This is a genomic window from Bacillus sp. PDNC022 (genome assembly GCF_016919285.1).
Taxonomy (GTDB): domain Bacteria; phylum Bacillota; class Bacilli; order Bacillales; family Bacillaceae; genus Bacillus; species Bacillus safensis.
The window spans coordinates 1,125,604-1,151,286 of the sequence record NZ_CP070345.1; the positions used below are offsets into that span (position 1 = coordinate 1,125,604).

The following is a 25,683-nucleotide window of genomic DNA, read 5'->3' on the forward strand; positions in this document are numbered from 1 at the left end:
TCTGCTCACCTCACCTTACATTATAATTTCTTTTGCAATTCATACAGCTTTGTCATGGCGTCAAGCGGCGTCATATCCATTAGGTTGAATGACTTTAATTCGTCAATGACCGCTTGATCTTTCTGTTTTAAGGCAGCTTTTGGCTGCGGTTTTTCTTCTACTTCAAAGAAAGATAGCTGCTGTTTTTCTTCAGTCTTTTCTGCTTTTGGTGCTGCAGATACGACGTGCGGGGTCACATCATGTGATCCGCTCTCAAGCTCAGTTAAGATGGTCTGGGCTCTATTAATGATGGCATCAGGCAATTCAGCAAGCTGCGCTACATGAATACCATAGCTTTTATCAGCTGCACCTTCTTTGATTTGATGTAAGAAAACGACCGTGCCTTCATGCTCTTCAGCTCGCACATGAACATTTTTCAGCTCGCTTAATTGAGATTCAAGGACCGTGAGCTCATGGTAATGTGTAGAGAATAGGGTTTTAGCTCCAATATGATCATGAACAAATTCAATGATCGCCTGCGCAAGAGCCATTCCATCATAGGTGCTTGTCCCGCGTCCAATTTCATCAAATAAAATCAAGCTGTTTTTCGTTGCGTGCACCATCGCATTTTTTGCTTCGAGCATCTCTACCATAAAAGTACTTTGACCAGAAATCAAATCATCTGCTGCACCAATACGCGTAAAGATTTGATCGAAGATTGGAAGCGTCGCCTTTGACGCAGGCACGAAGCAGCCAATCTGCGCAAGAATCGAAATGAGCGCCATTTGTCTCATATACGTACTTTTCCCTGACATATTCGGTCCAGTGATGAGTAAGGTTTGTCTGCCTTTTCCCATATGGCAGTCATTCGGTACATATTCCTGGTGATCCAGCACTTTTTCAACGACAGGGTGACGGCCATCTTTGACATCCACGTCATCCTCTGAGAATTCCGGACGGATATAACGGCGCTTTTCACTGACAGTCGCAAAGCATTGAAGCGCATCCAGCTCACTCATTTGTTTTGCAAGCAGCTGTAATCTAGGAATATAGCCTTTCACTTGCTCCCTGAGAGCTGCAAATAGTTCATATTCCAATTCGTTAATATTTGATTCTGCTTCAAGAATCAGTGCTTCTTTTTCTTTTAATTCAGGTGTGATATACCGCTCTGCATTGGCAAGTGTTTGTTTTCTTTCATAACGCCCTTCCTCCAGCAGATGTGTATTTGCGCGTGTCACTTCGATATAATAACCAAACACTTTATTAAACCCGACTTTTAAGGAGCGAATGCCGGTATATTCTCTCTCCTGCTGTTCAAGCCTTGCAATCCAGTCCTTTCCGTTTCGGCTGGCATCACGGTATTCATCTAATTTTTCATTGTAGCCATCTTTAATCAAATTACCTTCTTTTATCGTGATCGGCGGATTCTCATAAAGTGCATCTTCTAATAACTCCAGCAAGTCGCCACAAGGATCAATCTCATTCGCTCTTGATTTTGCCATTTCCTCTGGTAATGAATGAACGAGTTGTTTAATATCCGGTACTTGTTTTAAAGATTCCTTGAGCTGAATGAGGTCACGGGCATTCACGTTGCCAAATGCCACGCGGCCCGCTAGACGCTCAAGATCGTATACTTGCTTTAATCGTTCGCGCAGATCCTCTCGCTCAAAGAAATGATCTATCAAAATCTGCACCATTTCCTGACGCTCGTTGATTTGCGAAAGACGGATGAGCGGCCGGTCGATCCATTGCTTGAGCAGTCTGCCGCCCATCGCTGTTTTTGTTTCATCTAACAGCCATAATAAAGAGCCTTTTTTGCTTTTTGAACGAATGGTTTCTGTTAATTCAAGGTTTCGTTTTGAGTAAAGATCGATTTTCATCGTTTGTTCAAGCTCAAACACTTGAACTTTCTGAAGGTGATCCAAGCTTCTTTTTTGCGTTCTTCTTAAGTAGGCATATAGTGTTAAAAATGACGTTTTCAACTTTTCGTCAAGATGGGAAACGAGCCGTTCAGCTTCATCTAATAATTCATCACTATCTTCGTATGAAATAGTCGCTTGGCAGCGTTCTTTAAGGGTTTTGACTGTTTCCTCATCCAGCTGCTTTGACACCACAATTTCTTTTGCACCGACAGAATAAATTTCTGATACGACTTCATCTAATCGATCGATGAAAGCCGCCATGTTTTCACCTGTTGATAAATCAGACAGCGCAAGACCGTACCCATTTTGAAAGCTGGTAACAGACGCGATAAAGTTGTTCTCGTTTTCACTTAATCCTTTACCATCCATGACGGTACCTGGTGTAATCAGTTGAACGACTTCCCTTTTGACTACACCTTTTGCCGTTTTAGGGTCTTCCACCTGCTCACAAATGGCGACTTTGTAGCCCTTTGAAATCAACTGTTCTATGTATGCAGAAGCAGAATGATAAGGAACGCCGCACATTGGAATTGTTCCGCCGTCTCTGCTTGTTAACGTAATTTCTAGTTCTTGCGCGGCTTCTTTTGCATCATCAAAAAACATCTCATAAAAATCGCCTAAGCGAAAAAATAAAAAGGCATCTTGATAATCTGCCTTGATCTTTAAATATTGCTGTATCATGGGCGTATAACTTGCCATATTTCTAATCCCTCACTATATTACTTTCGAATTCATACCATCTAATATTATAGCATAAAAAATCACCTTTTTTCTCCTAGTACAGGCACAAAAAAACTAGGGGGATATGCGCCCTAGTCATTCTTTACTCTTCTGGATCACCTGCTAGGAATTCTGGATGAATATCCTCTAACTCCTCATCCACTTCTTCTTCCCACTCGTGATCATCTTTTTCTTTCCAGCTTGAATTGACCTCTACAACAATTTTTGTTTCACCGACTACCTCAGCAATGAATTCACGCTCTGCCTGAACGATAATTTTATTGCCATTTGGAGAAATGGTCACTTCTAAGCAGTTGGGCTGCTGCAGCACTTTCGCAATCACTTCGTGCTCATCATCAAGGAAATTCTTATCTTTATATCTCAGTTTAATGATGTCTACATACTTCACACGCTCTGTGACGACTTCTGTTTTCGTGTTGTCAGCGTAAGAGTACCATACGTTAATATCAAATGTTCCTTCGATCTCAACGGTTTTACCGACCTTTTCAGCATCATACTTATGATTAATGATCCAACCACCTAGGATGCTGGTTGGTTTTTGCGATGGAGAAATGGTGTGTGTGCTTTGGGTGAATTTCCTCCCTTTTGCAACCACCGCTTTTGTAATAATTTCTCTGTATTCAGACATTCCGGCATGCCTCCTTGTTCTTGATCGTTTTATCTTATGCTGGGCATTCGTCTAGTGTGTCACGATTTTGAACTTCATGTTCAATTAAATTCATTTCTGTTTCAGTGTATGCATGGTCGCCCATAAACTTGCCTTGAAAATTGGAAAAGTTGGAGAGTGAGAGATTTGGAGTTGACTGAAATGGTGTAATTTGATGTAATAAAGTTAGTAGCCCTTCTTTATATAAGGAGGAGATCTTATGAAACAATTTAATATTATAATAAATATTTTTGGATTAAGTATTGAGCTTCAATTCAAATCTTTTAATCTGTAAAATCAATTAATTTTTAGTTGATAACACTTCAATATAATATTTATTTTTTACGAAATATAAGGGCTACTGCATCAACATTTTGTTGTTGATGCAGTAGCAAAATACAAATTACATATATTCTAAATAATAAAAAAACCCCCGCACCTGCGGGGGGTTTCTCATTTAATGGAGCAACTTGGTGATGAATTTTTCACTTTTGAACCGGTTTCTCCTAATAAGAGGTCACCGCCGGTTGAAAGAATGATTTCATCTGTTACTTGATTTGAAATCGTGTGCGCTACAAGCTGAAGCAGGGAATTGACTTCTGTTTGTGATTCTTTGAATTCTTGAATCACTGGGATGTCATCCAGTTCTTCCTGCAGGGCATCGATTTTTTCTTCGACTTGTTTTAATGCTTCATGTTTGCCGTAATGCTTTAAATTTACAGCTTGTTTTTGAAGCGCCTTAATTTGATTAATAATCGTTGAAATTTTTGTATTTTCATTGATTTGCGCTTCTGCTTTTTTGAAGAAATCAACTTCTTCAGTTTCAGAAATCATTTTAGCGAGCTCTCTTGCGCGCTCGACAATCTCTTTCTTTGAATAAAGTGTCATTTTAATTCACCTCGATAGCTTCTCCAACCATTTCTCCGTCAAGAGACCAAGTTTTGGCTTGTGTGATTTTCACTTTGACGATGTTGCCAATCGCTTCTTTTGGTGCTTTAAAATTCACAAGCTTGCTTTTACTTGTATATCCGGCTAGGATCTCAGGGTTGTTTTTACTTTCACCCTCTACTAATACTTCGACAATCTGCCCTTCATATTCCTTCATTTTTTTCGCAGAAATTTCATTCACAAGTGCATTTAGGCGCTGCAGACGTTCTTTTTTCACACGCATTGGCACGTTGTCTTTCATTTTTGCTGCCGGTGTTCCTTCTCTTGGAGAATAAATGAACGTATAAGCGGCATCAAACTCAACCTCGCGATAAAGCGAAAGGGTTTCTTCAAACTGCTCATCTGTTTCATTTGGGAACCCAACAATAATGTCCGTTGTTAATGAAGCATTCGGCATAGCTTCTTTGATTTTGCGTACAAGATCAAGGTAACGCTCACGGTCATATTTTCTCGCCATAAGCTTCAACACAGAAGAACTTCCCGATTGAACTGGCAGATGAATATGATCGAGAAGGTTTCCGCCCTTGGCAAGCACTTCGATTAAGTGATCATCAAAATCACGCGGGTGACTTGTGGTAAAACGGATACGCGGAATATCAATTTTTCGCAGCTCATCCATCAGGTGGCCAAGACCATATTCCATATCTTCAAAATCTTTTCCATATGCATTCACGTTTTGACCAAGAAGGGTAATTTCCTTATATCCTTCTGCCGCTAAACGTCTGACCTCTTGAATAATTTCATCTGGGCGGCGGCTTCTTTCCTTGCCGCGCGTGTAAGGCACGATACAGTATGTACAGAATTTATCACAGCCGTACATAATGTTCACCCAGCCTTTGATTTTACCTTGACGGGCTCTCGGAAGGTTCTCAATCACGTCGCCTTCTTTTGACCAAACCTCAATGACCATTTCTTTTGAAAGGTAGCATTCAGATAACAGCTCTGGCAGGCGGTGAATGTTGTGCGTGCCGAAAATCAAGTCAACAAATGGGTGTTTCTTCAAAATACGGCTCACGACAGATTCTTCTTGGGACATACATCCGCAGACACCTAAAATTAAATCTGGCTTTTCACGCTTTAATGCTTTTAAATGACCAAGCTCTCCAAACACTTTGTTTTCCGCATTTTCACGAATCGCACAAGTGTTTAATAAGATGACATTCGCATCTTCCGTTGAGTTTGTTGGTTCATAGCCAAGCGCCATAAAAATACCAGCCATCACTTCTGTGTCATGCTCATTCATTTGACAGCCGTATGTGCGAATATAAAACTTGCGGCCGTTCCCTAACCCTTGAAACTGCTCGTCAATTTGAAATTGATTGTATTCGACTTCTTCTTTACCCCGTTTTTTTGCATCTTTTAAGGAAGGCGGAATGTACACAGCTTCAAAATATTTGCTGTAGTCCTTCTCGGATTTTTTGTCCGATGAACTTACTTGTCCGCTCGCTTTTCTCTGCTCTTCATTCATGAATTTGTACTCCTTTCAAACCAAGTTCCACCCTACAGTATAGACTATTTTGTGATGAATTGAAAATAAATCATATACGGTTCTTCTATGAAAATTGCCTATTAGTCATAACCATTTTTCACAAAAAGAAAAAGAGAGCCTGCGCTCTCTCAATCAAGTATGTTTAGTTTTTTTGCTTCTTCTTCAATGATTGTCAGTGCCCGGTCTAGTTCTTCTTTTGTGTGCTCGGCTGTGATGATGGCTCTAATTCTTGCCTTGCCTTTTGCCACAGTTGGGAAGGCGATGCCTTGAGCAAACACGCCTCGTTCTATTAAAGCCTTTGAGAAACGAAAAGTAAGTGCTTCGTCTCCAATCATGATTGGGATAATCGGTGTCTCTGTTGGGGCGACTTGAAATCCAAGGCTGATGACCTTTTCTTTAAAATAAGCGGCGTTCTCCCAAAGTGTATCGATTCGCTCCGGTTCATCTAACAGCACTTCAATCGCTTCTTCACACGCTCTAGTCACAGCTGGCGGATGTGAGGTGCTGAATAAAAACGGTCTTGCTTTATGTTTTAAATAATCAATTAAAACCGCTGAACCAGCCACATAGCCGCCAAGCACTCCGATAGCCTTACTAAGTGTTCCGACCTGAATATGCACTCTGCCGTCGAGTTTAAAATGGTTGACCGTCCCGCGGCCATTCTCACCAAGCACGCCCGAAGCATGCGCATCGTCTACCATCACAAATGCATCATATGCTTCTGCAAGCCTGACTATCTCAGGAAGTGGCGCGATATCTCCATCCATCGAGAACACACCGTCTGTAACGATGAGGCGGACGCGGTAATTCATTGATTTTTTCAAAATCTTCTCCAGCTCTTCCATATTGGAATGACCGTATACCTTTTTATCTGCTTTTGTTAATCGGATTCCATCAATAATTGAGGCATGATTCAGTTCATCTGAAATGACAATATCATCTTTTGTCAGGATACTAGATAAGACCCCTTGGTTGGTCGTAAAGCCCGATTGGAATACAAGAGCTGCTTCTGTCTTTTTAAATGAAGCAAGCTTTTTTTCAAGACGTTCATGCATCGTCATTGTGCCGGCGATGGTACGTACAGATCCTGTACCCGCACCGAATTCATCAATTGCCTCTTTTGCTGCTTTCATCAGCCTTGGGTGTGAGGTGAGGCCTAAATAGTTATTTGAGGAGAGTTGTATAACAGATTGTTCATTTAATGTAACAGTGGATGATTGTTTTGAGTCGATCTCTTTCAAAGTTTGGTGGGTGCCTTGCTGCTTCATTGTTTCCAATTCATCTTGTAAATACGTGAATTCTTTCATCATTTCTTCCCCCTTTGATATGATGGCATCATCAGTACGACTTTTCCGCACGTACCGCTTTGCATAAGTTCAAATCCCTTTTCGAACTCTTCAAATGGCAGTGTATGAGTGACAACTGGCTTTACATCAATGGTATTCGTTCTTAATAGCTCAGATACTTGACGCCACGTCTCAAACATTTTTCTCCCCGTGATCCCTTGCACGGTTAATCCCCTAAAAACAATTTGATTCGTAATATCAATTGTTACTGGCCGTTCTGGCAAGCTTAGTATATTGACTTTTCCTCCATTTGCACAAGCTTCGAGTGCTTGATTAATGGCAGCTGGATGACCTGACATCTCACACATCACATCTGCCCCTTCCATTCGCGTGAGCTGCTTAATCATCGCGACTGGATCATCTTTTCCAATATCCACGATATGATCTGCACCCATTTTTCGGGCAAGATCGAGCCTGTATTCATTTTTATCAACAGCGAACACTTGAACAGCCCCGGAGGCTTTTGCGACAGCAATTGCCATTAAACCGATTGGTCCGCAGCCAAAAATCGCTACTGACTTACCTGAAACAGGTGTATGCAGTACAGTATGGACAGCATTTCCAAGCGGTTCTTGTATAGAGGCAAGCTCAACTGGCATTTGAGCTGGATTGTGCCACACATTTTGTTCAGGAACTTTGACATATTCAGCAAAACAGCCATCAATGTCTACCCCTAAAATTTTCGTTTCACTGCACAAATGCTGCTGCCCTGTTAAGCACATATAACACTGATTACATACAACATGCGTCTCAGCCGATACAAATTCCCCTACTTTTGCTCGTGAGACTTGCTTCCCCACTTTGACAACTTCCCCTGTAAATTCATGTCCAAAAATGTAGGGCGCTTTGACTCTTCCCTTAGCCCATTCATCCCAATTATAAATATGCACGTCTGTTCCGCATATCGAAGTGGCTTTCACTTGGATCAAAACTTCATGATCTTTGATTTCTGGAATCGGCATCTCCATCATCACCGCTCCGTAAGCGCTTTCTTTTTTAACAATTGCTTTCATCGTTCCACACATGACGTACAACCCCTTTGTTAAAAAACTTCTCCCAATCAGATTTTAACACGACTTATTTTAGCCGTAAATACCACTGTCTACTAGAAAAAGACAAATGAACACCCCACATATTTTTTTAGATATTTTTCTAAAAAAAAGCAAATCTCCTTTCGATCGGAGATTTGCTTTCATCGTCAGCGTTTTTTTGAAACGGCAACATATAGTGCTGGCACAATGAATAATGTCAGTATTGTTGAGAAAAAGACACCTGATACAATGCAGATGGCCAGCGGCTTAAAGAGTGGATCATGACTTAATGCAACAGGCATTAGTGCAACAAGTGCCGTAAATGCTGTTAAGAGAATCGGTCTAATCCTCGCTCTTCCTGCTTCGATTACAGCTGTCTGTTGATCAAACCCTTGCTTGCGCCGCTGCTCAATAAATTCGAATAGGACGACCGCATTTCGGACGACAATACCGGCCAATGAGACAATTCCCATTGTTGCCATAAAGCTGAATGGTGTTTGTGTGACAAACAGTCCAATAATGGCTCCTGATACGGCTAAGTATACCGTTCCTAGAACTAACAGCGGAAGCATCAATGAATTGAACTGGAATGCGATGGTCACGTAAATGAGCAGCAAGACTACTGCAAATAAGAGACTAATTTCAATAAAGAACTGGGTCTGATTTTCATTTTCTCCACCTTGTGAAATGGTCAAATCCTTCGCTGCAGCGCTTTTCCCCACTTGATTGACGACTTCTTTCATATCGTCTTTAAAAGAATCTGATGCGCCGGGGTACGCCTTCAGCGTAATGGTCGGAACTCCATTTTCATGTGGAATGCTTTCGTACTGCTCTGTTTCTTTTTCTTTTACATATCGGCTAAGCGGCTCAAGTTGAGGCATACCGCTTTCATTTGTATTCACAGGCACTTTCATTTCTTTTAGCTTTAAACCATTTTGATGTGTGCCTATATCCTGTTTCACCACTAAATCGATATCATTTGTTCCTTGTTTAAAGGTGCCTAATGGAATCCCTTCTGTCACAAGACCAAGCTGTCTGCTGACAAACTGAGCACTGAGCCCATCCTCTGCCATTCGCTCACGGTTTAATTCAAAGGAGATCGTTTTCACCGGCTTATTGACATCGTCCGTGATCAAGCTTGCCCCTTTGTCTTTCATTTCATTTGCCAGCGTTTCTTTGACATTAATGAGCTTTGAAAAAGAGTCACCGGCAACCGTTACTGTCACTGGCGCTCCAGTTGGCGGCCCTTGAACAATGGTTTTCATAAAGAGATCAGCCTCTTTGAATTTCTCTCGCAAAGGCTCGGTCATACGATCTATTAATATCTTACTTGTCATCTGATCATTGTCTACTCTCACAACAACCTGACCGGTGTGGTCACTTGCATTTGAAATACTTTCATTAAACAGGTTCGGCACACCGCCCCCTGCAAAAACCGCCGTTTCTTCAATGCCTTTTTGCTGCTTAATCTCTTGTTCTATTTTCTTTAGTGTTTCATTTGTTTTGTCTAATGTTGTTTCACTTGGAAGCGTGACAGTGACAACCACTTCTTTCTTATTCGCCGCAGGGAAAAATTCAAATGGTGTGACGAAAATAAGTAAAAAGGCAAGCGTTGCAACGAGCAAACCACTTAGTCCAATAACGAGCGGCCGCTTCACAATGTTTTTCAGCACACGGTCCGCATAGAAATCAGCCAGCCTTTTTAATGGTTTCCCTAGGAATCCCGGCTCTTTTTGACTCTTCTTACTCTTTCTTTTCCGGTTCACAGTATATTGATAGACTGGCACAAGTGTCAGCGAAATCACCATAGACGCAAGCACAGTCGTTACTAGAACAGACGGTAATGCCCGAATAAATGAACCGTTTGCACCTGATAGGAAAACAAGCGGCAGGAAGGCAAACACAACAGCTAGTGTTGATGTCAAAATGGACCCTGCGACTTCTTTCACCCCTGCAATTGTTCCTTTAAGCGGACTTTCGTATTTTTTCATCTGTCTTAAAATATTATCATTGACGACAATCGCATCATCGACAAGTATCCCTAAGGCAATGATAAACCCGATAATCGAAATTTGATTGAGATCCACTTGTAAAAATGGCAGCGGAATCGTTCCGATTGTTATGGATAGCGGAATGGCTAGTGAAACGATAAACGCCCCGCCAATTGTAAGACCAAGTGTGGTGACAATAATAACCGCAATGACTGCAACAATGGCTTCTTTCATTAGATCATTGAAAATGGCATCCACTTCACTTTTTTGTGAATAGTAGTCTACCCACTCCACCCCATTTGGCAGCTGCTTTTCTTTCTCAATGACATCACTGACTTTGTCATACATTTTAGGAATATCAAGCCCTGGTTTAATATTCACTGTAAATGAATAGGCGGGCTTTCCGTTATACGACACAATATCACTTTTCTCTTTTTCTACTTCTTTTAAGCTGCCAAGCTGGCTAATTGTGACCGGCTCTCGTTTCGTTTTTGATAAAAGCTCAATCTTTTTGATTTGGTCTAAGCGATCATATGTATCGATGGACAGCTTCACCTTCTCTTTTCCTGCCCGAATGTCGCCTAGTGGAGATGTGTCAAATTCCTGATTGATGGCATTTGTGACATCAGTTACATTGAACCCTTCACCCTCCAGCTTATTTGAATCTAAGTTTAATACCGCTTGTTTGTCATTGAAGCCTTTCATAACGACACTGTCTACCCCTTTGATGTCCTCTACTTTTTTCTTCAATGCACGCAGCGATTTCTGACTCTTTGCTAAGTCCGATGATTGACTCGACACAATCATATAAGAACTAACCGGCACGCTGCCGAATTCATCCTTTACTTCCGGCTCCATCACCCCGTCAGGAAAAGACGACGCAGCACTTGTCGTTTCATTCTTAATTTGACTTGCCACCTTTTGAAAGTCGGCTTTGTCCTCAATTTCAAGCACAATATTTGAGAAACCAATAGCAGAAACTGAGCTCGTTTTCTCTATACCATTGATATCAGATAGAGAGGATTCCAGCTTATTGGTAACATCTCTTTCCACCTGTTTTGCATCCGCACCAGGAAAAACGGTAGAAATCGTGACGAGATTCGCCTCGAATTCTGGCAGTTCTCGTTTAGGAAGCTGCGCGAATAAATAGCCGCCAGCAATGAGAACGATAAAAAATAAAATAAAAACAAGCTTTCCTCTTTTCAAAAAAGCTTCAAACATTATTTCACCTACTTAAATATTTATTTTTGATGAAGTAAATTCAACTTAGTCTTAATTTATCATCATGGTGAAAAAATGCAAGCTCTAATATGTCATTTTTATCTATTTCACGAACTGAATATGTTATATAAGAAATGTATAGCGGTAAACAAAAACAACCCGCTTACATGATGTAAGCAGGTTGAAAATAATAAAATTAGAATTATCGTGGCTCAACAATCAATTTGATGGCTGTTCTTTCTTCTCCATCGATCAGAATGTCAGTAAAGGCTGGAATGCATATCAAATCCACTCCGCTTGGCGCAACAAATCCCCTTGCAATAGCGACAGCCTTGACCGCCTGATTCAGTGCTCCAGCGCCGATTGCTTGTATTTCCGCTGCACCGCGTTCACGTAAAACGCCAGCTAATGCTCCTGCTACTGAATTCGGATTTGACTTTGCTGAAACTTTTAAAATTTCCATTTCTGCTCCCCCTTAAATTTACAATGGATAAGTGAGTGTTCATTAGAACAATCTTTGTTAGATGATGCTATTTTTTTGAAAATCCATCCCCAAAATGTTTTTCAAAAATAGCAGGCTACCTACCATTTTTACTATATTCACTATAGAGGGCGCATATTCCTTCTTTCTGATTAATATTTTTCTGAAATAAATATGTGAACATTTATTCAAAGAAAATATGGTCATCATTTATCAAAATTCGATCAATTTTGACAGCTTTTTTCGACTGTTCGTCAATTTCTACGATCACTGCACTTAATGTCGTGCGGCCTTCTGCAATTTCAAAACGGACTGGGAGACTTGTTTTGAATCGTTTAATGATCGTTTCTCGGTCAACACCTAAAATGCCATCGTAAGGTCCTGTCATTCCGACATCTGAAATATACGCAGTTCCTTTTGGCAATACGCGGTTATCTGCCGTTTGAACATGTGTATGCGTTCCAACGACACATGATGCACGGCCGTCTGTATACCAGCCCATCGCTTGCTTTTCACTTGTCGCTTCACCATGAAAATCAATGAAAATAAACGGTGTCCGTTTGGATGCTTCCGCAATTAATTCATCTACTTTTTGAAATGGGCAGTCAATTGGCGGTAAAAACGTACGTCCTTGCAGGTTGATGACAGCCAGTTCTTTTCCTTGTTTTTTAATAAACGTGAGACCTTTTCCAGGTGTACCTTCCGGGAAGTTAGCAGGACGGACCATATTGGCTGCGTCATCGATGAAATCGAAAATGTCTCTTTTATCCCATGTATGGTTACCCATTGTGAGCACATCAGCTCCTGCTTGCAGCAGCTCATGATAGATTTTTTCAGTCAGACCTTTCCCGTGAGCAGCATTTTCTCCGTTGACAATGGTAAAGTGCGGCTGATATTTTCTCTTCAGCTTTGGCAAGTATTCTTTCAGTGTCTCTCTGCCAGGTGAACCGACGATATCTCCAACAAATAATATTTTCATGCGCTTTGAACCCTTTCTCTTTTAGAATGATCTTCTTATCAGTGTTGCATATTTACACAAAAAAATAAAGCGGCGCTAAGCGCACCGCTCTATTTTGCATACTCTACTGCGCGAGTTTCTCGAATGACTGTCACTTTAATGTGACCAGGGTAATCGAGCTCGTCCTCAATTCGCTTACGAATATCCCTTGCTAGACGGTGAGCTTCAAGATCATTAATTGAATCTGGCTTCACCATAATACGTACTTCACGTCCAGCCTGTATCGCAAACGATTTTTCAACACCTTCATAAGATTCAGAGATATCTTCTAATTTCTCAAGTCTCCGAATGTAATTTTCAAGCGTCTCACTTCTTGCACCAGGGCGTGCTGCAGATAATGCATCAGCTGCCGCAACAAGAACAGCGATTATAGATGTCGGTTCTTGGTCACCGTGGTGAGAGGCAATACTGTTGATGACAACAGGATGCTCTTTATATTTCGTCGCAAGCTCAACGCCAATTTCTACGTGGCTTCCTTCTACTTCATGATCAATGGCTTTTCCAATGTCATGCAGAAGACCTGCTCGTTTTGCAAGCTTTGCATCTTCTCCAAGCTCTGAAGCCATGAGACCTGCAAGATGTGCAACCTCAATTGAATGCTTCAGGACATTTTGTCCATAACTTGTACGGAATTTTAAGCGGCCGAGAATTTTGATCAGATCCGGATGCAGACCGTGAACTCCGACTTCGAATGTCGTTTGTTCACCCATCTCGCGGATATAATCATCGACTTCACGGCGTGATTTTTCCACCATTTCTTCAATTCGTGCAGGATGAATGCGGCCATCCTGGACTAGCTTGTCCAGAGCTATCCTCGCTGTTTCACGTCTAATCGGATCAAAGCCCGATAGTATGACAGCTTCAGGTGTATCATCTATGATCAAGTCAATACCTGTTAACGTTTCTAACGTACGGATATTTCGTCCTTCACGTCCGATAATACGACCTTTCATCTCATCATTTGGAAGATTGACTACAGATACCGTTGTTTCAGCCACATGATCAGCTGCACAACGCTGTAACGCAAGTGAAAGAATGTTTTTCGCCTTTTTGTCAGCCTCTTCTTTCGCTCGGTTTTCAGATTCTTTCGTCATGACTGCAATGTCGTGGGAAAGCTCATTTTCAACTTGATCCAGAATGATTTGTTTCGCTTCATCTCGAGTTAGACTTGAAATGCGTTCCAACTCGGCTTTCTGCAAACGAATCATATCATCCACTTTGCTTTCCATCTCTTCAATATGTTGTTGTCGTTCATTCAGAGAATGATCTCTCTTCTCCAACAGGGACTCCCGTTTATCTAAAGATTCGTCTTTGCGATCAAGATTTTCCTCTTTTTGAAGTAAACGGTTTTCTTGTCTTTGAAGCTCATTACGTCTTTCACGAACTTCTTGCTCCGCCTCTACACGAAACGAATGAATTTCATCTTTCGCTTCCAAGAGCGCTTCTTTCTTCAATGCTTCCGCATCACGCTTTGCATCCTCAACAATTTGTTCGGCCATGTTTCTTGCGCCGGATATTTTTGCTTCTGCAATGGTTTTACGAACAAAGTAGCCAACAACTAAACAGATTAGGCTCAGCAAAATGGAGATGATCGTAAACATCGTAGGCGACATATTTTCACCTCCTCTTGCTATGAACTTGGTTTTACAAATAAAGTGTCGGCATGTACATTGTTTTGTGTCTCAACATACAGGGCCTTCACAGGGAATGAGATCCTCACTGCCCTTGTCAAGTTTAAATTAGTTATCAATCATGTTAAGAAAAACAAGTGATACATTCCCATTGTAATTGTGTCGGAAATACTTGTCAAGCTAGCTATCTTAGCGTTTGCAAAAGCAGATCAGAATTATTCTTGATTCAGCAGCTGATATACTTTATTGTTCACTTGGCCCAGTTTAGTGTTATTTTGTATATTTGAGAACAAAACAACGATGGTTTGCCCAGATTTGCTAAAACTGTTCAAAATGTTGAAGCCCGGCATGACACCATGGCTTGAATAGCTACCGGGAGCAACATAAAATCCCATTCCGTATGTGGAGCTGCTTCCTGGCGTAAACATCTTTTTATAGCTCTTCTGCGAATACAGTTTGCCGTCTATCAGGGCTTGGTCAAATTTGTACATATCTATAGCACTCATATAAATATCTCCAGCACCGTACAGCTGAGATAGATCGGGCATATACGGTGTAACCGCTTTGCTGCCTTTCAGCTTATACCCGACAGCAGGATAAGGTTCTTTTTTATATGTTTTGTAAAAGCCTGCATGCGTCATTCCCGCCGGTTTAAAAATATGATTCTTTATATATTGTTCATAGGACTCACCGCTTACTTCAGCCACAATATAAGCAAGAACAGAATAGTTGGAATCCTTGTAGCTCCATACGCCCGGCTGACGATTAATTCCCTGACGTTCTATGTCTTTTATTAATTCGTCCGGAGTAATTGCGCCGTTTCCTTCAATATGTCCGTTTATTCCCGATGTATGTGTCAGCAGATTTTTCAAAGTAATTGTATGACCGTTTGGGAAATGAGGTAAATACGTGCTTACCGGATCACTTGTCTGAAGTTTCCCCTTTTCCTCAAGCTGCAAAATAGCGGTTGCAATTAGCGCTTTTTGTGACGAACCGACATAAAAAGATGTCAATGGATTATTTTGAATTTTTCGTTTACGGTCTGCATAACCAAAACCTTTATTTGTTACGATTTCTCCATTTCTAACAATCATGGCGGTTCCGCTGAAACCGATCTCCTTTAAATAACTGCTGATTTTGTGATTGCGGTCCACTGTTTTGATTTGTTCCTCTGATTTTTTGGCGGTTTTCCTTTTGACTTCTTTTTTCTGACTGTTTTCTAAAGCTACAGCAGTTTTTTGAAAAGGGTATTTCTCTTCACTATTTCGATGAAGCACATTCCACATCGTTAGGCAAATCATCGCTGCTAAAAAAACAAGCACAATTTTTCCCCTCTGACTTGGTTTTTTCCGGCTGCGTTTTGCATTTCTTCTGCGGGTCGGGCTTGTCATGACTTTTTCCTCCCAAAATAAATGCCGTTTTGTACACTTTAGACGGATGAAGTACTGGAAAAGTTGTCGAAAGTTTTTTGCAAAATAAAAAAGGCTGAGTTTTTTCACCCAGCCTTTTTTATCATTTCATACTGATTTAATTTTTATTCTAATTCTAATTGTTCTAGCGCCTCTTCAGCTTCCGGCTGCGCTACTCCGTTATTATCCAAACCGTAATGCTCGCGAATTTGCTCCTGGATCATCAGCATGATATCTTTATTTTCTTTTAGGAACTGTTTCGCATTTTCACGGCCTTGTCCAAGACGTTCCTCTTGGTAAGAATACCAAGCACCGCTCTTTTGTACGATATCCAGCTCGCTTCCAAGGTCGATGATTTCACCCTCTTTTGAGATCCCTTCACCGTACATAATGTCTACTTCCGCAATACGGAATGGCGGTGCTACTTTGTTTTTCACCACTTTAATTCTCGTTTTATTCCCCATAATGTCATTGCCTTGTTTCAGCTGTTCAGCACGGCGCACTTCTAAACGAACAGACGAATAGAACTTCAGCGCACGTCCACCAGGCGTTGTTTCAGGGTTACCGAACATGACCCCAACTTTTTCACGAATTTGGTTAATAAAGATGGCAATTGTTTTTGATTTGTTGATGGCACCTGATAGTTTACGAAGTGCTTGGGACATCAAACGTGCTTGAAGACCAACGTGTGAATCACCCATGTCTCCTTCAATCTCTGCTTTTGGTACAAGAGCAGCTACAGAGTCAATAACAACAATATCAACTGCCCCGCTGCGGACAAGAGCTTCTGCAATTTCAAGTGCTTGCTCTCCTGTATCCGGTTGAGAAAGTAACAGTTCATCAATGTTGACACCTAGTTTTTGAGCGTAAACTGGATCGAGTGCATGCTCTGCATCAATAAATGCAGCTTGTCCTCCCTGCTGCTGAACTTCAGCAATGGCATGAAGGGCTACTGTCGTTTTACCAGAACTCTCTGGACCATATACTTCGATAATACGGCCGCGGGGATATCCGCCTATTCCAAGCGCAGTATCAAGTGCTAACGAACCACTAGGTACTGTTGAAATACGTGTATCTGTTTGCTCTCCTAGTTTCATAATAGAGCCTTTACCAAACTGTTTTTCTATTTGTTTAAGAGCCATATCTAAGGCTGCTTGACGATCACTCATTCTATTGTTTCCTCCTTTATCAATTCCACTATCTATACTATACCTTGTTTTACGTCATTTGCCAAGAAAAAAACGAACACATATTCGATTTTTTTCTCGGCAGATCTTTTAAGAAAAGAGTGTTTTCTATTAGAAAAAACGCTCTTATATAAAGGAGTAAACCTAACAAAAAACAAAATTAACTCTCTTTTAATAAGTTGAGTAAGTGATGCAGACCATATTTCACAGCACGCTTTCGAATGCCCGACCGGCTGCCTGTAAACATCCATTCAAACACATCCGTCTGGTCTTTTGTCGATAGACCAATGAACACTTTTCCAACAGGCTGACCCTCATGGGTATCAGGGCCTGCTACACCCGTAAAGCTAATGCCAATATCACTTCCGGTCAGCTTTCTAACCCCTTCAGCAAGCTCTAAAGCACACTCTTTGCTGACAGCGCCATGGGAAGACAATGTTTCCTCCCGGCAGCCAAGTACCTGCTGTTTGACTTGGTTTGTATAACAAACCACACTTCCGTTCAAAATGGATGACGCTCCTTCGAGATCTGTCAGCCATTCGGAGAACATTCCGCCAGTCAGGCTTTCTGCTGCTGCTACTGTTTTTCCGTGTTCGTGCAAGGCTTTGGACGCTTCGCGGACAAGTGATGTATCCCCATATCCGTAGAAATACTCACCTACCCGCGCTAAAATTTTCGTTTCTGTTTCTTTTAACAGACGCTCTGTTTCTTTTTCATCCTCATGCTTAGCAGTTAGCCTTAGCGTCACTTCACCGTCAGATGCGAGTGGTGCAATCGTCGGATTCGTTTGAGCATCAATTAAGTCTTCTAGGTCTGTTTCAAGCTGCGATTCACCGATTCCGAAGAAACGCAGAACAACAGACACGATTTTTTCCTTTAAGCCAAGTTTCTCAGAGATCAGCGGCTTTGCCTCATTTTCAAACATCGGGTGCAGTTCACTTGGCGGTCCAGGAAGAAGCATATAAAACGTATCGTCTTCTTGAACAAACATACCTGGGGCCATCCCAAAACGGTTCACAAGCACATCAGATCCTTCTAGAACGAGCGCCTGTTTACGGTTGTTCGGTGACATATCGCGGCCGGTCTTTCGAAAGTAGTCTTGAATCGATTCAAATGCTTCTTCATTTAGCACAAGCTCTTTCCCGAGCGTGCTCGCAATCGTTTCTTTTGTTAAGTCATCTTTAGTTGGTCCAAGACCACCTGAGAAGATAATAAAATTAGATCTTTCCTGCGCCACCTGAATGGCCTGTTTTAAACGCTCTGGATTGTCACCAACTGCTGTGTGGTAATAAACATTCACACCAATTTCAGCTAGTTGTTTGCTGATGAATTGTGCATTCGTATTCGTAATTTGCCCTAGCAATAGTTCGGAACCGACTGCAATAATTTCTGCTTTTCTCTCTGACTTCAAAGCGTACACGTCCTTTTTAGTTAGAATTCTTTAAAGCTTCCCAGTTTTTTGCAAAGTAATCCCAGCCTGAGACAACAGTGAAGAACACCGCTACCCACATCGCTAGATCACCAAACGGGAATGATACAAGTTCAAATGGAAGGTTATGCAGTAAAAGTGCTGAAATTGCAATGATTTGCGCCCATGTCTTCACTTTTCCAAGCATATTCGCCGCCACCACTTCACCGCCTCCAGCTAACACAAGCCTTAGACCTGTTACAGCAAATTCACGGCTAATGATTACAATCGCCATCCATGCCGGTGTGAGGTTGTATTGAACAAGTATAATTAAAGCAGCTGAAACAAGCAATTTATCTGCAAGCGGATCTAAAAATTTACCAAAGTTTGTCACCAAATTAAGCTTACGTGCGTAGTACCCATCAATCCAGTCAGTTGTTGAAGCGACAATAAACAGGATCGCTCCAACAAGATGCGTCACTTCGATGCTGACGTCGCCAAAGCGCGCAACACCCCAATCAAACGGTGCAAGCATAATGATCATAAAAACAGGGATCAAGGCGATCCTAGAAAGGGTTATTTTATTCGGTAAGTTAAACATGAAATCCAATCCTCCATTAATGCAATTTTTTATGTATATATAATAGTAGGAACAAAAGAAAAGTCATCTACTTGCTTAAGATGACTTTTCCTTTCCTTTATTCACAATCACAATGTTTTGTGTCATGGTGTTCTTAGGGTCTAATTCGTACTTAAGTTTCTCGTCATTTACCTTGATATCAATTCCAGACGCATTGCCTAGACGGATGTCGACCTGAGCAAGATCAGACAGGTCTGTTTTAAACGATTCGCCATCTTTTAGTTCACCCATCTTCAGCACTTTTCCAGATTCGTCTCTTACGCGCAACCATGAAGCTTGCGAGGCAGAAATGGTTAACTCCATTTCGTCTGCACCTGATACTTCATACGTTGTTGTCGAGCCTTCTGTATTCGTCGCCTTTAAAGATACAGTTTCATCGTCTTTTGATGAATCGTCTTTTTTAGATGATTTTTCTTTAGCATCTGACGAAGTTTTTTCTTTTTTCTTTTGATCTTTTGCAAGAGATGAATCCTTAGATACTTCGTATTTAGATTCTGATTGCTGAGGGGCCGCCTGATTATTCTTCTGTCCACTATCATGATTGACCGCCTGCACGATCACATAAATGATGGCGATGACCACAAGGATGCCTCCAATAATTAAAATTGTCGGCAATAGTTCAAGCACTTTTGAGGCAGGCTTTGGCAGCTCTCTTTGCGGCTTAATATTCGATAATTTATCCGATACTTCATCGTTATACGTGCTTGGAACATCTTTACGAAATTCTTCGAACAATTGTTCAGGATTCAGTCCAACGGCTTCGGCATATTGCTTAATAAACGCTCTGACGTAAAATTTACCTGGAATAATATCATAGTTTCCTTGTTCGATCGCTAGCAAATAGCGCTTTTGGATCTTGGTAACCGTCTGAAGATCCTCCAGCGACATCCCTTTTTCCTCTCTGGCCTCAACGAGCCGTTTTCCCAATTCAGTCAAAACAAACACCTACCATTACCATATTAAAAATCGAAGCCAGAAAAACCAGAATGATCAAACACTTGTGGTTCTTCAGCGTGTTCATATGTAATCTCTTCGTCTGCGCTATTACGCAATTCAATGATATAGTCGAAATCATCCATTGTATATTCTGAATTTTGAATAAAGATGTCTGGATGCTCAACCACCTTGGTTGCCGGCAGTCTCATAATTTCTCTTAAAAGCTGCAAATGCTTCTCAGAACCTCTTCTTGTCGACACAATCCCATCAATAATAAAGACGTTATCTGGGCTGTATTCATCTGCGATCAGCTGACTTCGGATCGTCTGTTTCAAAAGAGTAGACGATACAAACAGCCATCTCTTGCTTGCACAAACACTTGAAGCCACAATTGATTCTGTTTTTCCGACACGCGGCATTCCGCGAATCCCAATCAATTTATGTCCTTCTTTTTTAAAGAGTTCAGCCATAAAATCAACAAGAAGACCGAGCTCGTCTCTTTCAAAACGGAACGTCTTTTTGTCATCCGCATCACGCTGTATGTATCTTCCATGACGAACAGCTAAGCGGTCACGAAGCTTTGGCTGTCTTAATTTCGTTACTTTTATCGTTTCCATTGTATTTAAAATTGATTCAAGGCGCTTAATTTGATCTGTGTGGTCACAGCGCAAAAGCATTCCGCGTCTTGATACATCAACACCATTGATTGTCACAATATTAATTGAAAGCATCCCCATTAGAGAAGAAATGTCTCCTAAAAGTCCGGGACGGTTTACCTGTATCTCATATTCAAAATACCATTCGAGCTTTGCCAAATGATATTACCCCCTTCATTGTGGCAAATTTTTACCTTCCTTTATCATAAAGCATTTTCACATTTTTAGAAAGCACAATGTTGTGAAACGGTTAAAATAAAAAGAGAGGCACAAACGACCCCTCTTTTTGTTTAGTGCGAGCTATTATTTTCAACTAGCTTGACCATCATATTTGCAATGGCACGCTGCTCATCTTCTGATGCAACGCTCCAAAGATCAGCAAGTACTCTTTCCTGCTCGTTCTTTGCCTCAACTTCGTTAGCTAAATATCCGCCAATTTCATACGCAAGGTTATTGATGGTATCATCTTCTAAACCTTTATCCTGCGCATGATTTAAGCGATCACCTAAAAAGTTTTTCCAATGGTCCCAGTTCTCAAGTACAGACATGTCGATTCCTCCATTCGAAAAGATGAATTACAGCCATAGCTTTTGTCATGGAGAGACGAATTATACACGTTTTTTAACAGTACCAGCCGCCATTAACAGATAAAATTTGACCAGTGATATAACTTGACTGTTTTGAGGCGAGAAACCAAATAACATCTGCAACTTCCTCAGGCGATGCAAGCCTGCCAAGCGGGATTTCTTCTTCCAGCATTGCAATGTCTTCCTGCGTAAAACAATTCATCATATCTGTTTTGACAGCACCTGGTGAGACAGCATTTGCTCTAATTCCACTTGGAGCAAGCTCTTTTGCTAATCCTTTAATAAACGCATTTTGCGCACCTTTGACCATGCTGTACAGCACTTCACACGATGCTCCCGTTTCTCCCCATATCGAGCTGACCGCAATGATATGGCCTGCTTTCTTTTGAATCATGGCAGGTAAAAGGGATTGGGTAAGCTCATATGGACTTGTGACATGAAGCTGCACCATACTGGCTAATACGTCTTTTTCTGTGTCTGTCACCAATCCGACATGACTCTTGCCGCTATTTAAAACAAGAATATCTGGAAAGAGCGGCAGACGGCTGACAAGCTCATCTGCTCCGCCCGTTACAGCTAAATCTGCTTGAACGACGTGCGTCTGAATGTGATATGCCTCATCCAAATGAGCGGCAAGACGTACAGCTGCCTGTTCATTTTTATGGTAATGGAGCATTAGGTTGCAGCCTTCTTGAGCAAGCTTTTTGGCTGCTGCCTGCCCAATCCCGCCACTGGCACCCGTAATCAGCGCCCAACGACTCGTCACATTGATTCCTTCTTTCTATATAGAATACCTATTCTTTTCGTTTAAATGGAAACCAGTTGGCTGATCCGAACAATTTCACCATCACAGGTACGAACAATGGTAGCACAACGAGTGCGTACAGTAAAAGTCCTGTGAGGACAAGTGTTGCAATCTGCAGGAGAGACAGCACACCTGATGGAAGCATGGCTGCAAATGTTCCTGCCAAAATAACAGCAGCAGACATAATGACAGAGCCCATATTCTTCATTGATTCGGTCATCGCAAACTGAATGTCTTTTGTTTTGTATTCATTGAACCGCTCCATTAAGAAAATCGAATAGTCGACTCCGAGCGCCATTAATATAACAAAGCCAAAGAATGGAACCGCCCAGTTAATGCCCGGATATCCAAAGAAATGGGTGAAAATAAATTCTGTTACACCTATCGCAGTGAAGTAAGTCAAAATCAGCGATCCAACTAAGTAAAGCGGCATAACGAGAGAACGGAACAGAATCACCAGTATCAGGAAAATACCGATCATCATGTAAAGAACCGTCTTATTGAAGTCTTGGTCTGACAGCTGTTTTAAATCAGCGTTCATACTTGATACACCAGATACGCCAAATGAAACATCTTTTAGATTTGTTTCAGGAAGTGCACGTTTTACCGAAGCTTCTACTTGTTTAATCGTTTTCATGGCGTCGTTCCCATATGGATTGTTTTCTAAAATGACATCAATCTTTGTCATCTTGCGGTCATCCGACATGTATGAATCAAATACTTGCTTGAATGCTTTATTTTTCAGGACATCTTTTGGAATAAACCAACCGGTCATGTCTTGATCTGGTGCATTTTTCAGTTCATCTAAGTAGTCTCCTGCACCCATTAAGCCGCTCGAAATTTTCTCAAGTCCATCTACACTTTTATTGAGACCATCTGTCAGTTTGGTGAGCTCATCACCAAAGCCTCCAACCTTTTCTTTCATTTGTTTTTGACCATCAATGATTTTACCTGCACCATTTTCAAGTTGAGGCATACTATCTGCTAACTGTCCTTGGCCTTTAGATGTTTGATTCAGTCCAGTTTCAATGGCTTCTAAGCCAGCAATCAGCTCATCGATTTTATTTGTAAACACTTTTTGCTGCTCTGAGGCTTTTGCGATAAAAGCATCTGCTGCTTCAAGCTGCTTTTTGGCTTCTTTTGCTTGTTTTGCATAGCTGTCTGCCTGTTTAGCACCCTCTTGCAAAGTAGCAGAAAGTTCATTATAGGAAGCTTTGATGGCTTGATACGATTGATTTTCTTTTACTTGCGGAATTTGATTCTCAAGTGTACTGAATTGTTTATTCGCTTGACTGATCAAAGCTTTTACATCCGCTGCAGCAGAGGATGATGTATCGACTTGTGCCAATGCTGCTTTTAATTCTTTGGAAATGTTTTTATATAAGGTCACTTGCTGGTTTACTTGTGCAACCTGATCCGTTAGTTCTTTTTTCGCAGTCTTTATTTCATTTTTAATTTTAGCAACACCTTGTTTATTCTGATCGATACCGTCTTTTAGTTTTTTCAACGATTTCTCGACGTTTTGAATACCCGTTTGTACCGACTCAGTACCCGAAATGAGTTGGTTGATGCCTTTTCCTGATGATTTGATTTGTGGAGTTTGATCTTCAATAGATTTACTCGCTTTCGCAAGTCCATCTTGGATCTTTTTCAACCCTTCATTACTTTTATCAAGCCCGCTATTTAGCTCTTTGGCTTGAGATTTCACGTAAAGATCATTCAGCCCTTTACCAACAGGACGTGTGGCACTTCTCACTTTACTCACGCCATCTGTTTGTTCGATCGCGCGGCTGAGTTTTTCAACAGCAATCAGGCCTTTATTATTGTCTAAAAGATCAGATGATTTTACCACAACTGTTGCTGGAAGAGCTTCACCTGGTCCAAATTTGTCAGAGATGGTATTGAATGCATTGACGGATTCGTATTTATTGCCGATTTCGTCAAGGTTGTTATATGAAAGTGTCCCTTTATACATGAGAATCGGCGGAAGGGCAATCATTGCAACGATTAACAAGCTCAAAAGTGGTTTCTTAAATGAAAAACGACCTGCTGTTTCCCACATTTTCGATTGCGGGTGGGCAATATTTCCTTTAATCGGCCAGAATAACACTTTTCCTAAAACCGCCATAAAGAATGGAACGACCGTGAGGAGTGCCACAATTAGCACGGCGACACCAACTGCAACCGCTACAGCTGATTTATACAGTTGGAATTGGGCTAAACCGATACACGTAAAACCAATGAGGACAGCAATTCCGCTGAATAAAACAGTTTTACCTGCCGTCTTATATGTTGTAATAATGGCCTCAATCTTATCTTTTCCATGAGATAGTTCTTCTTTAAACCGGCTTAGCAATAAGATGCAGTAGTCGGTACCAATCCCAAACATGATGGCGACCATAAAAATTTGAGTAAAGGTCGAGAGCGGAAAATCAACATACTTTACTAGGTAAGCCACAATCGATTGGCTGATTAAATAAGAAAGCGCCACTGCCACTAAAGGAACGAATGGTGCTACTGCCGATCTGAAGACAAGCACAAGAACAATTAAAATAAACCCAATTGTAATGAATTCCGTTTTTTTCAGACCTTCTTGCGAGCTTGTAATGACATCATCGTCGATCAGTGGTTGCCCTGTCATTTCAAATGTCAGGTTCAGACTCTTTAGCTTTTCATTGACTCTTTCTTTAAAATCGGATGCTTTGATTTTGTTCGAGTCGTATGTAACTGGAACAAGAAGTGTTGTTTGATCTTTAGAGAGCATCTGTTTTTTGATATCTTTGTTTGCATCAAAATAAGAAGTGATGTCTTGCACATGGAGGTCTTGATCCTTTTCTAATATCTCCATTGCTTTCTTTAAAGAGGTTTCTCTTTCTTTAACGATATCCTTATTTTGGAAAACCATGACGATCGATTTCTCCGTATCCCCATTTTTAGACATGTTCTTTAATAATTGATCGGCGTAGGAAGAAGGATAACCATCAGGAACAGAAATTTGACCTTTTTCTTTAGTTAATTGTGCCATATTAGGAGCGGTGATGAGTAATACTGCCGCTAGTACGACCCAGAGGATCGTGATCAGCCATCTACCTTTTATGATTGCTCTCATTACTATGTTGTGCCTCCTCTTCGATGATAATTTGATAAATCTTTTCATATGTTTGAATAAATGATTCGATTTCCTTTTCATCAAACTTTTCTAAATAAGACCGAACAAGATCCTGAAGCTGCTTCTCCATTCGGCTGACCACGTCTTTTCCTTCAGGTGTCACGTAAAGATGAACGTTTCTTCGATCAGTTTGATCATGCTCTCGATAAATATAATCTTTATTAAAAAGACGATTAGTCATGGATGTCACAGCACTTTTATTGACATTACATTCGATGGCAAGGTCTGTTGATGTACATCCTGGGTGTAAGTTGATGTATCGAAGCGAGTAATATTGATCAAGTGTCAGTTCTTTATCCAGCTTTTCCGTGATCATACTCGATACTTTTTTCTCCACCATGAGATAGACGTCCGCATACCTCTGGATGAGCTGTGCAATTTTATTTTGTACCATATGCTTCTCCTTTAGTTTGATTGTTTAACTATTAAAGAGTTTAACTAA

General features: G+C 41.1%; 20 protein-coding genes. All 20 read right to left on the reverse strand.

Going from position 1 to position 25,683, the window contains the following annotated elements:
• Positions 1-20 precede the first annotated feature (20 nt).
• A complete protein-coding gene (gene mutS / locus JVX94_RS05960; protein WP_144470572.1) occupies positions 21-2,600 on the reverse strand; it encodes a DNA mismatch repair protein MutS in 2,580 nt (859 codons plus the stop codon).
• 124 nt (positions 2,601-2,724) lie between these two features.
• Positions 2,725-3,270, reverse strand: a complete 546-nt coding sequence (cotE, locus tag JVX94_RS05965) for an outer spore coat protein CotE (RefSeq protein WP_003212450.1) — start codon at positions 3,268-3,270, stop codon at positions 2,725-2,727.
• A gap of 471 nt (positions 3,271-3,741) precedes the next feature.
• Complete coding sequence (ricA, locus tag JVX94_RS05970) at positions 3,742-4,176, reverse strand: regulatory iron-sulfur-containing complex subunit RicA (RefSeq protein ID WP_047202216.1); 435 nt, start codon at positions 4,174-4,176, stop codon at positions 3,742-3,744.
• Between the two features lies 1 nt (position 4,177).
• Positions 4,178-5,704, reverse strand: a complete 1,527-nt coding sequence (gene miaB / locus JVX94_RS05975; RefSeq protein WP_034281907.1) for a tRNA (N6-isopentenyl adenosine(37)-C2)-methylthiotransferase MiaB — start codon at positions 5,702-5,704, stop codon at positions 4,178-4,180.
• Between the two features lie 149 nt (positions 5,705-5,853).
• The gene (locus tag JVX94_RS05980) at positions 5,854-7,035 is read right to left on the reverse strand and encodes a glycine C-acetyltransferase (protein ID WP_205184917.1); all 1,182 of its coding nucleotides are present in this window, start codon (positions 7,033-7,035) and stop codon (positions 5,854-5,856) included.
• A complete protein-coding gene (gene tdh / locus JVX94_RS05985; protein ID WP_205184920.1) occupies positions 7,032-8,096 on the reverse strand; it encodes an L-threonine 3-dehydrogenase in 1,065 nt (354 codons plus the stop codon). Before tdh ends, JVX94_RS05980 begins: the two co-directional genes overlap by 4 nt.
• Positions 8,097-8,269: 173 nt before the next feature.
• On the reverse strand, positions 8,270-11,314 hold the full coding sequence (locus tag JVX94_RS05990) for an efflux RND transporter permease subunit (protein ID WP_205184923.1): 3,045 nt from the start codon (positions 11,312-11,314) through the stop codon (positions 8,270-8,272).
• A gap of 202 nt (positions 11,315-11,516) precedes the next feature.
• Positions 11,517-11,777, reverse strand: a complete 261-nt coding sequence (spoVS, locus tag JVX94_RS05995; RefSeq protein WP_003211281.1) for a stage V sporulation protein SpoVS — start codon at positions 11,775-11,777, stop codon at positions 11,517-11,519.
• A 202-nt stretch (positions 11,778-11,979) separates the two neighbouring features.
• Positions 11,980-12,774: a TIGR00282 family metallophosphoesterase gene (locus tag JVX94_RS06000; RefSeq protein WP_048239828.1), complete on the reverse strand. Its 795-nt coding sequence runs from the start codon at positions 12,772-12,774 to the stop codon at positions 11,980-11,982.
• A gap of 89 nt (positions 12,775-12,863) precedes the next feature.
• Complete coding sequence (gene rny / locus JVX94_RS06005) at positions 12,864-14,426, reverse strand: ribonuclease Y (RefSeq protein WP_003211958.1); 1,563 nt, start codon at positions 14,424-14,426, stop codon at positions 12,864-12,866.
• Between the two features lie 233 nt (positions 14,427-14,659).
• Positions 14,660-15,835 carry a serine hydrolase domain-containing protein gene (locus tag JVX94_RS06010; RefSeq protein ID WP_205184925.1) on the reverse strand — a complete coding sequence of 392 codons (1,176 nt, stop codon included), beginning with the start codon at positions 15,833-15,835 and terminating at the stop codon, positions 14,660-14,662.
• A 143-nt stretch (positions 15,836-15,978) separates the two neighbouring features.
• On the reverse strand, positions 15,979-17,022 hold the full coding sequence (recA, locus tag JVX94_RS06015; protein ID WP_047202210.1) for a recombinase RecA: 1,044 nt from the start codon (positions 17,020-17,022) through the stop codon (positions 15,979-15,981).
• A 178-nt stretch (positions 17,023-17,200) separates the two neighbouring features.
• A complete protein-coding gene (locus tag JVX94_RS06020) occupies positions 17,201-18,451 on the reverse strand; it encodes a competence/damage-inducible protein A (RefSeq protein ID WP_144470564.1) in 1,251 nt (416 codons plus the stop codon).
• A gap of 16 nt (positions 18,452-18,467) precedes the next feature.
• On the reverse strand, positions 18,468-19,049 hold the full coding sequence (gene pgsA, locus JVX94_RS06025; RefSeq protein WP_047202208.1) for a CDP-diacylglycerol--glycerol-3-phosphate 3-phosphatidyltransferase: 582 nt from the start codon (positions 19,047-19,049) through the stop codon (positions 18,468-18,470).
• Between the two features lie 75 nt (positions 19,050-19,124).
• Positions 19,125-20,024, reverse strand: a complete 900-nt coding sequence (locus tag JVX94_RS06030; RefSeq protein ID WP_205184927.1) for a helix-turn-helix domain-containing protein — start codon at positions 20,022-20,024, stop codon at positions 19,125-19,127.
• Between the two features lie 23 nt (positions 20,025-20,047).
• On the reverse strand, positions 20,048-20,839 hold the full coding sequence (locus JVX94_RS06035) for a DUF3388 domain-containing protein (protein ID WP_003211480.1): 792 nt from the start codon (positions 20,837-20,839) through the stop codon (positions 20,048-20,050).
• Between the two features lie 131 nt (positions 20,840-20,970).
• On the reverse strand, positions 20,971-21,228 hold the full coding sequence (locus JVX94_RS06040; protein WP_095408546.1) for a DUF3243 domain-containing protein: 258 nt from the start codon (positions 21,226-21,228) through the stop codon (positions 20,971-20,973).
• Between the two features lie 73 nt (positions 21,229-21,301).
• Complete coding sequence (gene ymfI / locus JVX94_RS06045) at positions 21,302-22,033, reverse strand: elongation factor P 5-aminopentanone reductase (RefSeq protein WP_095408545.1); 732 nt, start codon at positions 22,031-22,033, stop codon at positions 21,302-21,304.
• Between the two features lie 28 nt (positions 22,034-22,061).
• Complete coding sequence (locus JVX94_RS06050; RefSeq protein ID WP_111291000.1) at positions 22,062-25,181, reverse strand: MMPL family transporter; 3,120 nt, start codon at positions 25,179-25,181, stop codon at positions 22,062-22,064.
• Positions 25,159-25,635, reverse strand: coding sequence for a MarR family winged helix-turn-helix transcriptional regulator (locus JVX94_RS06055; RefSeq protein WP_095408543.1), 477 nt, complete (start codon positions 25,633-25,635; stop codon positions 25,159-25,161). Before JVX94_RS06055 ends, JVX94_RS06050 begins: the two co-directional genes overlap by 23 nt.
• Positions 25,636-25,683: the final 48 nt, after the last annotated feature.

Excerpts from the sequence above, each read along its gene's own strand:
- JVX94_RS06010 (WP_205184925.1), bottom strand. The coding sequence starts at position 15,835 with ATGACAAGCCCGACCCGCAGAAGAAATGCAAAACGCAGCCGGAAAAAA.
- pgsA (WP_047202208.1), bottom strand. The coding sequence starts at position 19,049 with ATGTTTAACTTACCGAATAAAATAACCCTTTCTAGGATCGCCTTGATC.
- rny (WP_003211958.1), bottom strand. The coding sequence starts at position 14,426 with ATGTCGCCTACGATGTTTACGATCATCTCCATTTTGCTGAGCCTAATC.
- JVX94_RS05980 (WP_205184917.1), bottom strand. The coding sequence starts at position 7,035 with ATGATGAAAGAATTCACGTATTTACAAGATGAATTGGAAACAATGAAG.
- JVX94_RS06055 (WP_095408543.1), bottom strand. The coding sequence starts at position 25,635 with ATGGTACAAAATAAAATTGCACAGCTCATCCAGAGGTATGCGGACGTC.
- tdh (WP_205184920.1), bottom strand. The coding sequence starts at position 8,096 with ATGTGTGGAACGATGAAAGCAATTGTTAAAAAAGAAAGCGCTTACGGA.
- spoVS (WP_003211281.1), bottom strand. The coding sequence starts at position 11,777 with ATGGAAATTTTAAAAGTTTCAGCAAAGTCAAATCCGAATTCAGTAGCA.
- miaB (WP_034281907.1), bottom strand. The coding sequence starts at position 5,704 with ATGAATGAAGAGCAGAGAAAAGCGAGCGGACAAGTAAGTTCATCGGAC.
- JVX94_RS06040 (WP_095408546.1), bottom strand. The coding sequence starts at position 21,228 with ATGTCTGTACTTGAGAACTGGGACCATTGGAAAAACTTTTTAGGTGAT.
- JVX94_RS06000 (WP_048239828.1), bottom strand. The coding sequence starts at position 12,774 with ATGAAAATATTATTTGTTGGAGATATCGTCGGTTCACCTGGCAGAGAG.
- JVX94_RS06050 (WP_111291000.1), bottom strand. The coding sequence starts at position 25,181 with ATGAGAGCAATCATAAAAGGTAGATGGCTGATCACGATCCTCTGGGTC.
- mutS (WP_144470572.1), bottom strand. The coding sequence starts at position 2,600 with ATGGCAAGTTATACGCCCATGATACAGCAATATTTAAAGATCAAGGCA.
- cotE (WP_003212450.1), bottom strand. The coding sequence starts at position 3,270 with ATGTCTGAATACAGAGAAATTATTACAAAAGCGGTGGTTGCAAAAGGG.
- ricA (WP_047202216.1), bottom strand. The coding sequence starts at position 4,176 with ATGACACTTTATTCAAAGAAAGAGATTGTCGAGCGCGCAAGAGAGCTC.
- JVX94_RS05990 (WP_205184923.1), bottom strand. The coding sequence starts at position 11,314 with ATGTTTGAAGCTTTTTTGAAAAGAGGAAAGCTTGTTTTTATTTTATTT.
- recA (WP_047202210.1), bottom strand. The coding sequence starts at position 17,022 with ATGAGTGATCGTCAAGCAGCCTTAGATATGGCTCTTAAACAAATAGAA.